The sequence below is a fragment of the Leucobacter sp. GX24907 genome (genome assembly GCF_053567335.1).
The window spans coordinates 64,289-78,007 of record NZ_JBSGPD010000005.1 but is presented as its reverse complement, the minus strand read 5'-3'; the positions used below and the strand labels follow the sequence as shown (position 1 = coordinate 78,007).

At 65.9% G+C, this 13,719-nt stretch carries 15 protein-coding genes; 9 read left to right on the top strand and 6 right to left on the bottom strand.

What is annotated here, in order from left to right; translation table 11 throughout:
- Positions 1-64: 64 nt before the first annotated feature.
- Complete coding sequence (gene upp / locus ACUYV6_RS08880; protein WP_449278302.1) at positions 65-700, bottom strand: uracil phosphoribosyltransferase; 636 nt, start codon at positions 698-700, stop codon at positions 65-67.
- A gap of 103 nt (positions 701-803) precedes the next feature.
- Between upp and ACUYV6_RS08875 the strand changes: the two genes are divergently transcribed.
- Positions 804-1,238 (top strand): nucleoside deaminase, encoded by a 435-nt coding sequence (locus ACUYV6_RS08875; RefSeq protein WP_449278526.1) that lies wholly within the window; start codon positions 804-806, stop codon positions 1,236-1,238.
- 54 nt (positions 1,239-1,292) lie between these two features.
- Here ACUYV6_RS08875 and ACUYV6_RS08870 read toward each other — a convergent pair whose 3' ends face one another.
- From ACUYV6_RS08870 to ACUYV6_RS08860, 3 genes are all read right to left on the bottom strand, one after another.
- Complete coding sequence (locus tag ACUYV6_RS08870) at positions 1,293-1,619, bottom strand: cation transporter dimerization domain-containing protein (RefSeq protein WP_449278301.1); 327 nt, start codon at positions 1,617-1,619, stop codon at positions 1,293-1,295.
- 117 nt (positions 1,620-1,736) lie between these two features.
- Positions 1,737-2,402 carry a potassium channel family protein gene (locus tag ACUYV6_RS08865; protein ID WP_449278300.1) on the bottom strand — a complete coding sequence of 222 codons (666 nt, stop codon included), beginning with the start codon at positions 2,400-2,402 and terminating at the stop codon, positions 1,737-1,739.
- Positions 2,395-3,762 carry a TrkH family potassium uptake protein gene (locus ACUYV6_RS08860; RefSeq protein WP_449278525.1) on the bottom strand — a complete coding sequence of 456 codons (1,368 nt, stop codon included), beginning with the start codon at positions 3,760-3,762 and terminating at the stop codon, positions 2,395-2,397. The genes ACUYV6_RS08865 and ACUYV6_RS08860 overlap by 8 nt, the downstream gene beginning before the upstream one ends.
- Before the next feature lie 192 nt (positions 3,763-3,954).
- On the opposite strand from ACUYV6_RS08860, the gene ACUYV6_RS08855 reads away from it, so the two are divergent.
- From ACUYV6_RS08855 to ACUYV6_RS08840, 4 genes are all read left to right on the top strand, one after another.
- Complete coding sequence (locus ACUYV6_RS08855) at positions 3,955-4,425, top strand: ArsR/SmtB family transcription factor (RefSeq protein WP_449278299.1); 471 nt, start codon at positions 3,955-3,957, stop codon at positions 4,423-4,425.
- A 102-nt stretch (positions 4,426-4,527) separates the two neighbouring features.
- Positions 4,528-4,626, top strand: a complete 99-nt coding sequence (locus ACUYV6_RS08850) for a 30S ribosomal protein bS22 (RefSeq protein WP_005504750.1) — start codon at positions 4,528-4,530, stop codon at positions 4,624-4,626.
- 92 nt (positions 4,627-4,718) lie between these two features.
- Positions 4,719-5,048 (top strand): glutaredoxin family protein, encoded by a 330-nt coding sequence (locus tag ACUYV6_RS08845; RefSeq protein ID WP_449278298.1) that lies wholly within the window; start codon positions 4,719-4,721, stop codon positions 5,046-5,048.
- Positions 5,045-5,347, top strand: coding sequence for a Dabb family protein (locus ACUYV6_RS08840; protein WP_449278297.1), 303 nt, complete (start codon positions 5,045-5,047; stop codon positions 5,345-5,347). Before ACUYV6_RS08845 ends, ACUYV6_RS08840 begins: the two co-directional genes overlap by 4 nt.
- Before the next feature lie 19 nt (positions 5,348-5,366).
- Here the strand turns inward: ACUYV6_RS08840 and ACUYV6_RS08835 are convergent, their stop codons facing one another.
- Positions 5,367-6,059, bottom strand: coding sequence for an SDR family oxidoreductase (locus ACUYV6_RS08835; protein WP_449278296.1), 693 nt, complete (start codon positions 6,057-6,059; stop codon positions 5,367-5,369).
- Entirely contained in the window at positions 6,052-8,160 is a 2,109-nt protein-coding gene (locus ACUYV6_RS08830) for an FAD/NAD(P)-binding protein (RefSeq protein WP_449278295.1), read from the bottom strand. The genes ACUYV6_RS08835 and ACUYV6_RS08830 overlap by 8 nt, the downstream gene beginning before the upstream one ends.
- Before the next feature lie 182 nt (positions 8,161-8,342).
- Here ACUYV6_RS08830 and ACUYV6_RS08825 point away from each other — a divergent pair, with 182 nt between their 5' ends.
- The 4 genes from ACUYV6_RS08825 (at position 8,343) to ACUYV6_RS08810 (ending at position 13,702) form a co-directional block, all read left to right on the top strand.
- The gene (locus ACUYV6_RS08825) at positions 8,343-9,974 is read left to right on the top strand and encodes a TIGR04028 family ABC transporter substrate-binding protein (RefSeq protein WP_449278294.1); all 1,632 of its coding nucleotides are present in this window, start codon (positions 8,343-8,345) and stop codon (positions 9,972-9,974) included.
- Between the two features lie 121 nt (positions 9,975-10,095).
- Entirely contained in the window at positions 10,096-11,142 is a 1,047-nt protein-coding gene (locus ACUYV6_RS08820) for an ABC transporter permease (RefSeq protein WP_449278293.1), read from the top strand.
- Entirely contained in the window at positions 11,139-12,002 is an 864-nt protein-coding gene (locus tag ACUYV6_RS08815) for an ABC transporter permease (protein WP_449278292.1), read from the top strand. Before ACUYV6_RS08820 ends, ACUYV6_RS08815 begins: the two co-directional genes overlap by 4 nt.
- A complete protein-coding gene (locus tag ACUYV6_RS08810; RefSeq protein WP_449278291.1) occupies positions 11,999-13,702 on the top strand; it encodes a dipeptide ABC transporter ATP-binding protein in 1,704 nt (567 codons plus the stop codon). The genes ACUYV6_RS08815 and ACUYV6_RS08810 overlap by 4 nt, the downstream gene beginning before the upstream one ends.
- The last annotated feature ends 17 nt before the right edge of the window (positions 13,703-13,719 follow it).

The window sequence follows — 13,719 nt, the reverse complement described above, 5'->3', positions numbered from 1 at the left end:
GGTCGTCAGAGTGTCATGCATGGCAATAGTTAATAGAACTTTGCCGAATGTGTCAAGTGAACCGTTATTCAGCAGTCCCGTACAGACGGTCGCCCGCGTCGCCAAGACCCGGCACGATGTACGCGTTCTCGTCTAACCCCTCGTCGAGAGAGCCGAGTACGAGCGTTACATTGCGGTCTCCCGCGGCCGTGCGGATCGCCTCGACGCCTTCCGGCGTTCCGAGCACGCAGATCGCAGTGATGTCGTCGGCGCCGCGTGCAAACAGGAAGTCGATTGCGGCGGCGAGGGAGCCGCCCGTGGCGAGCATCGGATCGAGAACGAAGCACTGTCTGCCTGCGAGCGAATCGGGCAGACGCTCCGCGTAGGTGGTCGGCTCAAGCGTCGTTTCATCGCGCACCATGCCGAGAAACCCGACCTCGGCAGTCGGAACCAACTTCACCATGCCCTCGAGCATGCCGAGCCCCGCGCGCAGGATCGGAACGATCAACGGCAGCGGATGGCTGAGCCGGACACCGGTGGTCGGCGCGACAGGAGTACGGATATCGACCTGCTCGACGCGCACCTCGCGGGTCGCCTCGTAGGCGAGCAACGTCATGAGCTCTTCGATGAGCAGGCGGAAGGTCGGCTGCGAGGTCTTCTCGTCGCGCAGAACCGTAAGCTTGTGGGTGATCAGAGGGTGATCGGCAACGAAGACTCGCATGATCTCAATTGTACGGGTGCGTGTCGGTTGCAGCGCACGGTTCCGCGGAAGGGGTCGCATGGGTGTGACGACGATCCCGCCGTCGGCCGAAGAGCGAACGGCCATGGGGCTTGCACTCGGTCAGGCCCGCTGTGCCGCGGCACAGGGCGAGATTCCGGTCGGGGCGGTCGTACTCGACGCCGCGGGTGCAGTGCTCGGGCGCGGGCGAAACGCGCGAGAGCAGAGGCAGGATCCGACGGCGCATGCCGAGGTGCTCGCCATTCGCGAGGCGACCGCGAGCCGCGGAGACCGTGTGCTCGCCGATTGCACGCTCGTGGTCACGCTCGAGCCGTGTGCGATGTGCGCAGGCACGATTCTTGCGGCCCGAGTCGGTCGTGTCGTATTCGGCGCCTGGGATGAGAAGGCCGGCACGGTCGGAAGCGTCTACGACCTGCTGCGCGATGGCAGATTGCCGCACGCCGTGCCCGAAGTGGTGTCGGGCGTGCGCGCCGACGAGTGCGCCGCGCTGCTGCGGGATTTCTTCGAGCAGCGCCGATGAGACGGAGCCCTGGGTCCGAGCGCTGCGAGCATTCGATCAGCTCGGCCGGGGAGGTCAGTCGCTCGAGAGCATCACGATCGAACTGGTCGACGGCGCACTGATATCGGGGTCGAGATAGACGTCTGGCTCGATGTAGATGTGCTGGGCTTGCGGCACGGCCTTTCCGACTCTGCGGTTCGCGAGATGCAGCACTGCCGAGAGCTGGTGCATGCTGAGGCCAGGATCGACGCCGATCTTCGCGGCCACGACGAGCTCGTCAGGAGAGGTGCGAATCACCTTCATGCGGATGATCCGCTCGACATTCGAGTTCGCGAGCAGCGCGGCCTCGATCAGCTCGATGTCTTCCGCTGCGACGGTGCGCTCGGCGCGGCTTGCGCTCATGGGACGTTGCCTCCGGAGATGTCGTTGAGCCGGCTCGGCTCGAGTGGAAACCATCTTACCGGCGAAGCCTAGACGCGAGAGCTCCGAACGGGTGGAGAACGCTCCGTGAGGCTCGGATCAGGCGATCGACGCGAAACGCTCCACATCGGCCGCCGTTCCCGACACGATGATGAGGTCGTGCGGTGAGATCACGGTCTGCTCGGTGGCATGCGTGAACGGCTGGCCCGGCGTCTTCACTCCGACGACGGTGACTCGATAGCGCGTGCGCACGCCGCTGTCTTTGAGCGCGTTGCCCCGGATCGACCTGGGCGGGTACATCTTCGCGATGACGTAGTTGTCATCGAACTGGATGAAATCGAGCATGCTGCCGGAGAGCAGGTGGGCGACGCGTTCGCCGGCCTCTCGCTCGGGGTAGATGACGTGGTTCACGCCGATGCGCTCGAGAATCTTGCCGTGCGATTGCGAGATGGCCTTGGCCCAGATCTGGGGGACACCGAGGTCGACGAGGTTCGCCGCCACGAGCACGCTCGACTCGATCGACGAGCCGACGGCGACTACCGCGATCTGGAAGTCGGCCGCGCCGATCTGCTCCAGCGCCTCGATCGAGCGCGCATCGGCCTGCACCGCATGAGTGACCCGGTCAGCCCACTTCTGCACGAGTTGCTGATCGGTATCGACGACGAGCACCTCGCGGTCTTGGCGATCGAGTTGCCCGGCGGTCGAGGCGCCGAAGCGCCCGAGTCCGACGATGAGTACGGGTTCGTCACTGCGGATGTCAACCAACGATCGGCCTTTCTTCGGGGAGACGGTAGAAGCGGGTGGTGTTCGTCGAGGCGACGGCCGCGGCGAGTGTGATGGTACCGACCCGACCTGACCACATGACCGCGGCGAGGATGTACTTGCCGGCGTCTGGGAGGTTCGGCGAGAGCCCCGTGGAGAGCCCGCAGGTGCCGAAGGCGGAGATCACCTCGAAGAGTACGTGATCGAGGGATTCTCCCGTGAGATGGAGGAGCGCAACGCTTGCCGCGATGACGATGGTGGTGCCCCAGATGAGCACCGAGACCGCGATGCGCAGCACACTGTCGGGTATCCGGCGGCCGAAGGCCTGGATGTCGCGATACCCCCGAGCTTCCGCGTAGGCGGCGAGGAACAGCACCGCGAGTGTTGTGACCTTGATTCCGCCAGCGGTGGAGGCTGATCCGCCCCCGACGAACATGAGCATGTCCATGACGAGCAGTGTTGAGCTGTTCATCGTGGAGGGGTCGATGATCGCGAGCCCGCCGGATCTCGTCATGACGGAGGTGTAGCCCGCGCTCAGAATCGTCTCCCATGCCGGATGGTGCCCGAGTGTGGAGGTGTTGTTCGCCTCGAGTCCAGCGATGGCGAGCCAACCCAGGATGACGAGCAGAAGTGTCGTCGCGAGGGTGAGTCGGGAGTGCAGGCCGAGACGACGGTTCGAACGCAGCCCCTTGCGCGCCACGACGCGGAACAGTGCGAGCAGTACCGGGAAGCCGATCGCGCCGAGAAAGACGCCGATCGCGAGCATGCTGAGCAGATACGTATCGGTCGCGTACGGCGCGAGCCCTTCGTGCATGGGCACGAAGCCGGTGTTGGTGAACGCGGAGGCAGAGAGATAGAACGCATTCAACAGGGCGACATGGAACGGTGCCCCGTCGATCATGAGCCGTGGTGCGATGAGCAGGGTGAGCGTGCCCTCGATGACGAGCAGGCTGATCGCGACCGCACCGAGCAGGCCGCTGATGTTCCCGAGACCGACGGTCTCGCCCTCGCTGAGCCTGCGAGCCGCAGCAGGATTCGAGTCGCCGGCCGCGAGGAGGCGTTGACGCAGCCCGAGTCGGCGCATGACGGTGAGGCCGAGGATGCTTGCCAGGGTGAGGACGCCGATGCCGCCGATCTGGAACCCGACAAGAATCACGAGATCGCCGAAAATCGACCAGTGGTCACCCATGTCGACGGTTGAGAGCCCGGTGACGCAGATTGCTGAGACCGCAGTGAAGAAGGCATCGACGAGCGGAGTCGATTCTCCTTTCGATGAGGCGATCGGCAACGACAGCAGCGCAGTCCAGACGATGATGAGCGAACTGAAGACGAGAATCGCGAGGCGCGGCGGCGAGGAATGCAGAAATGCGCGCCACCACGAATGCCCGCCGGGCTGCGATGGTGCCGGGCGAGCGGAAGCACCAGGTGCTCTGCTGGGGCGTGCCCTCACTTCGCCTTCTTTCCGGTGCCCGTGCACCGTGCGTCAACGCTGTTTCCGGGGCGGATCCCGGACGCGATTGTCATGCTACACAGGCGGGCGACTACTCTGGAGGCTATGCCAGACATTTTCGGGGTGATCGCCGACGCGACGAGGAGAGACATCCTGCGGGTGCTGCTGGAGCGCCATCTGCAGAATACTGAGATGAGCGTGTCCGAGATCGTGGCGCAGCTGGAGACGAGTCAGCCGACGGTGTCGAAGCACCTGAAGGTGCTGCGCGACGCCGAACTCGTGAGCGTGCGCGAGGAGGGCCAGCACCGTTACTATTCACTCGACCCCGAGCCGCTGGAAATGGTGGAGGACTTCGTGATCCCCTTCCTCTCGGCGGGTTTCGACACCGAGGTCACCGTCGAGTACCTGTCGGAGGACGGGAGCCGCCTCCCCGGCCCAGAGGGAATCGAAGACGGACTCGAGGACGAGGTGCTCTCGGAAGAGGCGACGGAGACGGCGGTGAAGCTCGGACGCGCAGCGGCTCGCGCAGAACACCGTGTCAAGGAACTCGTCGCCCGCTTCAAGCTGCGCGCCTGATTCGGTGCCGGGGTTCGGTTTCGCATCGAAACCCCTGAACGTCTAGACTGTTCGTCTTGTGGGCCACGCGACGTGCGCCCCTGAAAACGTTGTGAGGTAACCGTGGGTTCAGTCATCAAGAAGCGACGCAAGCGCATGTCGAAGAAGAAGCACCGCAAACTGCTTCGTAAGACGCGTCACCAGCGTCGCAACAAGAAGTAGGCCTCGCGCCACTTCGCCCGGCGTCGTCCCCATATCGTGGACGGCGCCTTTCACGTGCCTGAAAACACCGTCGGAGACGTAGACTGGTCACTGTGACCGCAGTATCTGTGACTCTCATCGGCAAAACCGGCTGCCATTTGTGCGCTGACGCGCGCGCCGTGATCGAGACGGTGCGTGCAGACCTCGCATCCCGCGGCATCGCGACTGAGCTCGAAGAGCTTGACATCCTCGACGACACCGAGCTCGCGAAGCGACACTCGGAAGATGTTCCGGTTGTGCGGATCGAGGGGCGTCGGCATGCGATCTGGCGGGTCGATCCCGAACGTCTGACCGCCGCGATCGAGCGAGCGTCGGCGAAACGGGTGGCGAAGCAGGCCCCGAGATCGAAGAACCCGTTCCGACTTACGAGGAGAGCGTCATGACCGTCCGACACATCGTCACTTGGAAGCTGAGCGGCGAGAGTGTCGCCGAGCGCGATGCCCAGTTCGTCGAGATCGAAGCGGCGCTGACGCCGCTTCTCGAGACGATTCCGGGGTTGCGCACGCTCGAAGTCTTCCGGAATGCGCTGAATCACGACGCGAACTGGGACGTCACCCTGCTCAGCGAGCATGACGATGCCGAGGCGCTCGCAGCGTACGCGGTGCATCCCGATCATGTCGCGGCGGGGGCCGTTGTGAAGCGGTACTCGGTGTCGCGCGCCGCGGTCGACGCGATCCTCTGATCGGAGATCGCCCGAGCCGTTAGAGGCGCGAGATCTCCTGACGTGGGCGAACGGCGATATCGGTGATGTGCACGTCAGTCGGCGCATCCACGACGAATCGCACTGCTCCGGCGACGGATGCGGGGCGGATGTAGCGCTCCGGCTCGTATTCGGAGTCGGAGATCATGCTGCGCAGCATCGCCGTGTCGGTCTGGCCTGGCGCGATCGTGGCGACACGCAGACGATGCGGTGCTTCGTCGATGCGAAGCACATCAGCGGCACCCCGCAGTGCGTGTTTGGATGCGGTGTAGACGGCATTGCCGGGAACCGGGCGAGTCGATGCGCCCGAACCGATGAAGATGACGGTGCCCTGGGCCTCGCGCAGTTTCGGCAGCGCGTGGCGTGTCAGGAGCACCGGCGCGATCACATTCGTGGCGAACTGGGCCTGCCACGCCTCGGCGGTCGCGGAGTCGATGCGCTGCGGCGTCGAGACTGCGGCCGCGTGCACGAGCACGTCGAGACGTTCCAGGGGCGCCAGGTGCTCGACGAAACCGGCCTCGTCAGTCACATCGAGACGCCAGGTTTCGCCGTCGGTCTCGCTTGCGAGCGCGCCGAGACGATCCTGATTGCGACCGATTGCGATGACGCGATGGGTGCGTGAGAGCTCGCGCACGATTTCGCCACCCATCCCGCCGGAAGCGCCGGTGACGATTGCGATGGGTCGGTCAGTCATGGAGGGCCCCTTCGGTACGGTGTTCATCAGCACGGTGCTCATCAGGATGAGCACCGTCCGCTTTCGCTGCCACCGCTCGGGTGGCAATGGTCAGGGCGCTGCGGGCCACGCGATCGGTCTCGCGCAGCATGGGCGGGTCGGTTCCCGGCATCGGACTGATGATGGTGCCGTGCAGGAGGTCATCGACGGGGATGCCGGCCACGTGCACCGCCGGGTCGGCGGTGCCGTCGGAGTGGAGCAGGATTCCGGTGGCCGCGTCGATATCGAAGCTGGCGGTCGGGCGCTCGGCGCCGTCACGAGCGACGACGTTGAAGGGCCGCGCGCGGCCGGCCGCGAGCAGCGAGTGGGCGAGCGGGTCATCAGTCGCCGTGATGTCGTGGGCGTGCATCCATGCGTCGATGAGGGTGGTCGAGGTGATGCGGGAACCCGCGACGCGGTCGGATACTGCGGAGAACCCGTCTTGCTCGATAGTGAGGTCTGCGGCGGGGCCGATGAAGTGGACGAGTCCGGCGTCTGCGAGTGCGAGCAGCTGGCGGTTGCGGAAGGCGGGCGGGCCCGAGCCCACCATGCCGCCGAGCGACATGAGCAGCCGGTAGCCGGTGGCTCGCGAGTCGTAGTCGAAGCCGCCGTTCGTTCCGATCGTCGAGGCGACCGCGCGGGCGGCACTGATCGACCAGAGCCCGGCCTTCACGGGGCTGTCGCGGGCGAGTTCCGCCTCTCTGAGGTCGGTGGCCGTGCGATCGAAGACCCAGGCGTCGTATTCCTCGGGCGATGCGAAGGTGCGTTGCGCCGGGTGCATCTCGCCGATGAGGTCGAAACGGTCGGTAGCGTCAGGCACGAGTGGTGCGACGGCGGCGGCGAGTCGGGACGGGGCAGTGTCGAGGTCATCGGCGTCGAACGATGGATCGGTGAGGATCGCGTCGAGCGTGTCGATGACGACGCGACGGGCCGCGTCGACGCCTCCGGGCAGAGCGTCGGGACGCATGCGGTGCAGTGTCTCGAGATAGTCGAGGTGCGCATCGGCGACGATGCGCGGCCAGAGTGCGCGGTTGAAGTCGATGGGCCGGGGCATCGACTGCCAATCGACGGCGCGCAGGAGGCGCTGCGCAGGTTTCGGCGGGAGCGAACGGTAGAGCGATTTTGCGCGGAACGGGACACCGCGGTGAGACGTTGCGTGCAGGATCGGCTCTCGTCCGGAGGGAACATAGCGCAGGCCCGAGACGGTCGTCGGGTCGGGGAGGAATTCACCGCCGCGACCGATGGTGAGCAGCGCCATGGTGTCGAAGAAGCCCATGCCGAGTCCGCGCACGATGATGTCGGATCCGGGCGCGACGGCTTCGAGATCCTGCTTCACGGGGCTTTCCGGGCGTACCCAGGTGAGCTCGGACCGCTCGCTCACGGCCGTCGTCAGTTCTCGTTCGGATGCGGTTGCAGCGCGGGGCATCCAACCCGTCGCGAGGATCACCGCGTCGACTTGGACGCTGGTGCCGTCGGCCAGGAGGAGGTGCTCGCGCTCGCCTCGGCGAGTGATGTCGAGGGCTCGGGTGCGATGCCGAACGACGCGCACGTAGCTCGGCAGCGCGGCGACGGCTCGTTCGTACGCCCAGGCGAGGTACTCCCCGTACAGGGCGCGGCTCGGGTGCGATTCCGGTACTGTCTGCTCGAGCTCCGCACGGTAGTCGGTCGCGAAGCCTGCTCGCGCAGGGAATCGGGTGAAATCCTCCTGATGTTCCGCCGGAATGCCGGCGATCGCGGTGGTGGTCGCGTCGGAGGGGAAGGCGGCGTGCAGTGCGAGCACGCTCCATTCGTAGAGTGTAGGACCCGGGCGGACGGGACCTGCGACGGTGCTCGAGGCCTCGGTGAAGAGCGTCACGGCATGGGAGAGGGTGTTCATGCAGAGCTCGCGCGTCTGATCGGTGCGCCAGATGGATCCGGCCCCCGAGGGGGCGTCGTCGATCACGTGCACATCGAGTGAGTGACCGTGCCATGGAGCAGCAGGATCATCGAGGTTCGCGCCGATCCGTTCGATCAGCGAGGTACCGCGGGGCCCTGCTCCGATGAGTGCGATTGCGGAGCCGGTCGGAGTGGGCGAGGCGAGCATGGACTCCATTCTCAGGTGGATGGGCTGCGTTCGAGGAAATCAGATGACCGCATGTGACGGCCGAGGGTGATATGTTACAGCGTCGATTTCCTATTTCTTATGGCAGGCATAAATAATAGGCGAGGTTGCGCCCCCGCGCGAAAGCGGATCAGCGCCTTGCATCTTGACCCCGAGGAGAACCCATGAAGAAGCGCCACATCGCCTGGCTCGGAGCATTGACCGCCGTTGTCGTCGCGATGACCGGCTGCTCCGCCAACAGCGGCGGCGGAGACTCCGCCGAGGGCGGTACCGTCACCTACCTTGAGCCCCAGGCCTGGCTGACCCTGTATCCGCCGTCGGGTGGCTTCTACCCGAACGGCGGTGTGATCAACCAGATCGCTGATCGTTTGCTCTATCAGGATCCGGAGACGCTCGAGCTCGAGCCGTGGATCGCGGAGGAGCTCCCGGAGGTCAACGAGGATGCCACCGAGTACACGTTCAAGCTGCGCGAGGGAGTCACCTACTCGGACGGCACTCCGCTCGACGCCGAGAACGTGGTGAAGAACTTCGATCTCTACGGCCTCGGTGACGCAGATCGGGCGCTCCCGGTGTCGGAAGCCATCAACAATTACCAGGGCGGCGAGGTGATCGATGATCACACGGTGAAGTTCACGTTCGATGCTCCGTCTCCGGGTTTCGCGCAGGCCGTGTCGACGATCAACTCGGGTCTGCTGTCGAACGACACGCTCGACCGCACGGGCGACGAGTTCGGCCCGGGCAACGCGACCGAGATCATCGGCAGCGGTCCGTTCGTGATCGAAGATGAGGAGATCGGTACCGAGACGAACCTCGTCACCCGCGAGGACTATGACTGGGCGCCGCCGTCGCTGGAGCAGCAGGGGCCGGCGAAGATCGACGGCGTCGATTTCATCGTGACGTCTGAGGCGAGCGTGCGCGTGGGCACTGTCGCTTCGGGGCAGGCCGATATCGCCCGCACGATTCCCGCTCCTGACGAGGAGCAGTTCGCCGCCGATGGCCTGGAGCTCTACGCGGCGGCCACGAACGGTGTCAACAACGGGCTGAACTTCCGCTTCAACCACCCGCTGCTCGAAGACATCCGCGTGCGTCAGGCGCTCATCGCGGGCATCGACCGTGAGGCGATCGTCGACACGCTCTTCACCGACAGCTACCCGCTCGCCACGGGCGTACTCGCCAAGACCGCGCTCGGCTACCTCGACACCTCCGAGTACTACGAATACGATCCGGACAAGGCTGAGTCGCTGCTCGACGACGCCGGCTGGAAGGTCGGGTCGGACGGCATCCGTGAGAAGGATGGTGAGAAGCTCGTACTGACCTTCAACGAAGCACTGCCGCAGCCGCGCTCGAAGGATGTCGTCACGATCATCCAGGAGCAGCTCGGCGAGATCGGTGTCGGCGTGGAGCTGTTCGCCGGCGATCAGGCTGCACAGGATGAGGCGCAGCGCGACCAGCGCACCATCCAGGTCTACCACTCGATGGTCGGACGCGCTGATTTCGATGTGCTGAAGTCGCAGCTGCATTCCGAGAACCGCAACGCGCTCTCGAACCTCGACTACGAGAGCGGTGAGATCGCCGACCAGAAGATCGACGACCTGCTCGCGCAGATCGCATCGGTGCCGACTTCTGAGGAGCGGCAGGCGGCGTCCGAGGCTGCGCAGCAGTACCTCGCCGAGAACGCCTATGTGCTGCCGATCTTCGAAGAGCCGCAGGTGTACGGCCTGCGGTCCGAGCTGCAGGGCTTCCGCACCGAGTCGATCGGCCGCCCGGTCTTCTACGGCGTCACGCTGAACGGCTGAGGGATTCCATGAATCGAAGCCGCCCAACTCGGATCGGCTCGCTGCCGCTGCGAAGCAGAGCATATGCCTGCTGCGCAGCGGCAAGCGCGTTCGATCTCCATCCCGAAGGGAGTGTTGAGCAGTGAGTCGGGGAGCGCTGCTGCGGAGGATCGCCCAGGCCATTCTCGTGCTCTGGCTGGCCTATACCTTCGCCTACATTCTGCTGGCCGCGCTGCCCGGCGATGCGGTGCTGGCACGATACGGCAACCCGGAGCTGGGGCTCAGCCCTGAGCAGATCGAGGCGATCCGCGCCTCATACGGGGCGGATCGGCCGATGATCGTCCGCTACTTCGATTCGATCGGTGCCTTCCTCCGAGGCGATCTCGGGTACTCGGTGCAGAGCGGCGCGGCGGTCTCCGACTTGATCGCGGAAGCCCTGCCGTCCACGTTGCTGCTCGCCGCCGTCGCACTGGTCGGGGCGATCGTGCTCGCCGTCATCATCGCGTTCACGGCGAGTTACGGTCCGTTCGGGTGGCTGCGCGGCTTCTTTCGGAACATCCCGCCGTTCTTCATCTCGCTTCCGGTGTTCTGGGTCGGCATCGTCTTCATCCAGATCTTCTCCTTCCAACTCGGACTCGTGCCGGCGGTCGGCGCGAGCGAAGCGCAGTCGCTGATCCTGCCGGTGCTCACCCTGATGGTGCCCATCGCGGCTCCGCTCGCGCAGGTGTTCCTGCGCAGCATCGATGAGGTTCGTGGTCTGCCGTTCGTATCGGTCGTGAAGGCCCGCGGCGCGAAGACGAGCTGGTTGCTGTGGCGAAACGTCGCACCGAATGCTCTGCTGCCCGTGCTCACCATGGCGGGCCTGCTCTTCGGTGAGCTCGTGGGCGGTGCGATCGTGACGGAGGCCGTCTTCGGCCGTCAGGGCATCGGCAGCCTCACCGCTCAGGCGGTCTCGCATCGGGATACCCCGGTGCTGCTCGCGGTCGTCATCATCGCGGCGGTCGTATTCGTCACCATCAACCTCATCGTCGATCTGCTGTACCCCGTACTCGATCCGAGATTGCGTGATCGCGGCGGACGAGGTCGGCGTGGGGCTCGTTCAAGCGCGCCGTCGGAGGCATCGGCCGGGTCCGCTGCGAGCGCCGTGATCGCTCCGCCGAGCACCGAGACCGAGGAGGACGCACGATGACCGCGATCCACACCACCACTCCCGTGCGGGGCCGAGGGGCGCGCCTCGCCGACGCGCTGCGCCGCACGCTGCTGCGCCCCGGCGCACTCGTCTCAGTGCTCGTACTGCTGATTGCGCTCGCCTGGGTGCTGGCTCCCGGGCTGTTCACCTCGTACAACCCTGTGTCCTCGGCCGGCGAAGCCTTGCAGGCACCCAGTGCGTCCCACTGGTTCGGCACCGATGCCACAGGACGCGACCTCTTCTCGCGCGTCGTCTTCGGGGCACGGGAGTCGATCGGGGCCGCACTGCTTGCTGTGCTCGTCGGACTCGTCTTCGGGCTGCTCATCGGCGTCACCGCTGGAGCGATCGGCGGCACAGTCGACGAGATCCTCATGCGCGTCGTCGATGTGCTGCTCGCGATCCCGACGCTGCTGCTCTCGCTCAGCATCGTGATCCTGCTCGGTTTCGGAACCGCGAACGCCGCGATCGCGGTAGGTGCGACATCGGTTGCCGTGTTCGCGAGACTCTCGCGTTCGCAAGTGCTGAGTGTTCGCGCGAGCGAATTCGTCGAGGCCGCATACGGCTCGGGAGGCAGCTTCTTCGGAGTGCTGCGCCGGCACGTGCTGCCGAATTCGCTGACCCCGGTGATCGCCCTCGCAGCACTCCAGCTGGGATCCGCGATCCTGCAGATCGCGACGCTCGGCTTCCTCGGGTACGGTGCACCGCCACCCACGCCCGAATGGGGGCAGCTCATCGCCGAGGGGCGCAACTACATCGCTACCGCCTGGTGGCTGACGACGCTGCCAGGCCTTGTCGTGGTCGCCGTCGTGGTCGCCACCAACCGCCTCAGCCAGGCGATCGGCGCAGGAGGAGAATCATGACCGAGCGTCTGCTCAGCATCCGCGACCTCGCGGTGGAGTACGAGACGAGTCGCGGCCCGGTTCGAGCAGTGCGCGGCGTCAGCTTCGACGTCGCACCGGGCAAGGTGACCGCCGTGGTGGGTGAATCAGGATCGGGCAAGACGACCGTGGCCCAGTCGGTCATCGGCCTGCTCGCCTCGAACGGCCGCATCTCGTCAGGCAGCATCACCCTCGCCGAACGCCGTCTCGGTGAGACCGAGCTCGTGGGTCTCTCGGAGCGGCGGTGGCAGGATCTTCGCGGACGCTGCATCGGACTGATCCCTCAGGATCCCGGCAACTCGCTGAACCCGGTGCAGAGCATCGGCAAGAGCGTCAGCGAATCGCTGCGAGTGCACGGCAGCAGCAGCCGTGAAGAGGTGCGCGATCGCGTACACGCACTGCTCGAACAAGTCGGCATCGACAACCCGATCAAGCGCGCGAAGCAGTACCCGCACGAGTTCTCGGGAGGCATGCGGCAGCGCGTACTCATCGCCGCGGCCATCGCGAACGACCCCGAGCTGATCATCGCCGACGAACCGACGAGCGCGCTCGACGTCACCGTGCAGCGTACGGTACTGGACCTGCTCGACCGGCTTCGCGAGGAGATGGGCACCGGCGTGCTGTTCATCACGCACGACCTCGCAGTGGCGGCGGATCGAGCCGAGAGCGTGGTCGTGATGCGCGGCGGCGAGGTGCAGGAACAAGGGTCCGCGGCACATGTGCTGGCCGATCCTGCATCCGAGTACACGCAGCAGCTCATGGCCGATGCCCCCGCGTTCGGGAGGCTGGTGGATCGGGGCGGTGACGAAGTGGCGGAGCCCGCCACAGGCGAGACCATCACCATCGCATCGCCCGCGGCTGCGCGCGAGCCGGCTGCCTCGTCAGATCGTGCGGAGCCCCTCCTCGAAGTCAGCGGACTGCGCCAGGTCTTCGGCCGGGGCGCGAACGAGTTCGTGGCGGTCGACGACATCTCCTTCACCGTCGCACGGGGCACCACCCACGCGATCGTGGGCGAATCCGGCTCGGGAAAGACGACCACCGGTCGCATTATCGCGGGCTTTGCGAAGCCCGCTTCGGGCAGTGTGCGGGCCTGCGGAATCGACCTGGCCGGCCTGCGTGGCAAGTCCCTCCGGGAGTTCCGCCGCAGCGTGCAGATGGTCTACCAGAACCCCTACGCTTCGCTCGACCCGCGGCTCTCAATCGGGCAGACCCTCGCCGAACCGCTCGAGAACTTCAAAATCGGGTCTCGTGCGGAACGCGCCGATCGCGTCGCCGCCGCGCTTGAGCTCGTGGCGCTGCCCGCCGACTTCGCGCACCGCAGGCCGCGCGAGCTCTCGGGCGGCCAGCGGCAGCGGGTCGCGATCGCGCGAGCCCTGATCGTCGAACCCGAACTCGTCGTGCTCGACGAAGCGGTGTCGGCGCTCGATGTGACCGTGCAGGCTCAGATTCTCCGTCTGCTCGCTGGGCTGCAGACAGATCTCGGACTCACCTACGTGTTCATCTCGCACGACCTCGCGGTGGTGCGCCAGATCTCAGACACCGTCTCAGTGCTGCAGCGCGGTCGGCTCGTCGAACACGGGGTGGCCGAAGCGGTCTTCGGCGATGCACAGCATCCGTACACGCAGCGTCTCATCGATGCGATTCCCGGTGCATCGCTCACCTCGGGGCAGTGGGTCATCTGAACCCACGGGCGCAGATC

Bases quoted from the DNA above. Each gene is read 5' to 3' on its own strand.
- ACUYV6_RS08875 (WP_449278526.1), top strand. From the start codon at position 804: ATGGGGCTTGCACTCGGTCAGGCCCGCTGTGCCGCGGCACAGGGCGAG.
- ACUYV6_RS08840 (WP_449278297.1), top strand. From the start codon at position 5,045: ATGACCGTCCGACACATCGTCACTTGGAAGCTGAGCGGCGAGAGTGTC.
- ACUYV6_RS08825 (WP_449278294.1), top strand. From the start codon at position 8,343: ATGAAGAAGCGCCACATCGCCTGGCTCGGAGCATTGACCGCCGTTGTC.
- upp (WP_449278302.1), bottom strand. From the start codon at position 700: ATGCGAGTCTTCGTTGCCGATCACCCTCTGATCACCCACAAGCTTACG.
- ACUYV6_RS08835 (WP_449278296.1), bottom strand. From the start codon at position 6,059: ATGACTGACCGACCCATCGCAATCGTCACCGGCGCTTCCGGCGGGATG.
- ACUYV6_RS08870 (WP_449278301.1), bottom strand. From the start codon at position 1,619: ATGAGCGCAAGCCGCGCCGAGCGCACCGTCGCAGCGGAAGACATCGAG.
- ACUYV6_RS08830 (WP_449278295.1), bottom strand. From the start codon at position 8,160: ATGCTCGCCTCGCCCACTCCGACCGGCTCCGCAATCGCACTCATCGGA.
- ACUYV6_RS08815 (WP_449278292.1), top strand. From the start codon at position 11,139: ATGACCGCGATCCACACCACCACTCCCGTGCGGGGCCGAGGGGCGCGC.
- ACUYV6_RS08855 (WP_449278299.1), top strand. From the start codon at position 3,955: ATGCCAGACATTTTCGGGGTGATCGCCGACGCGACGAGGAGAGACATC.
- ACUYV6_RS08810 (WP_449278291.1), top strand. From the start codon at position 11,999: ATGACCGAGCGTCTGCTCAGCATCCGCGACCTCGCGGTGGAGTACGAG.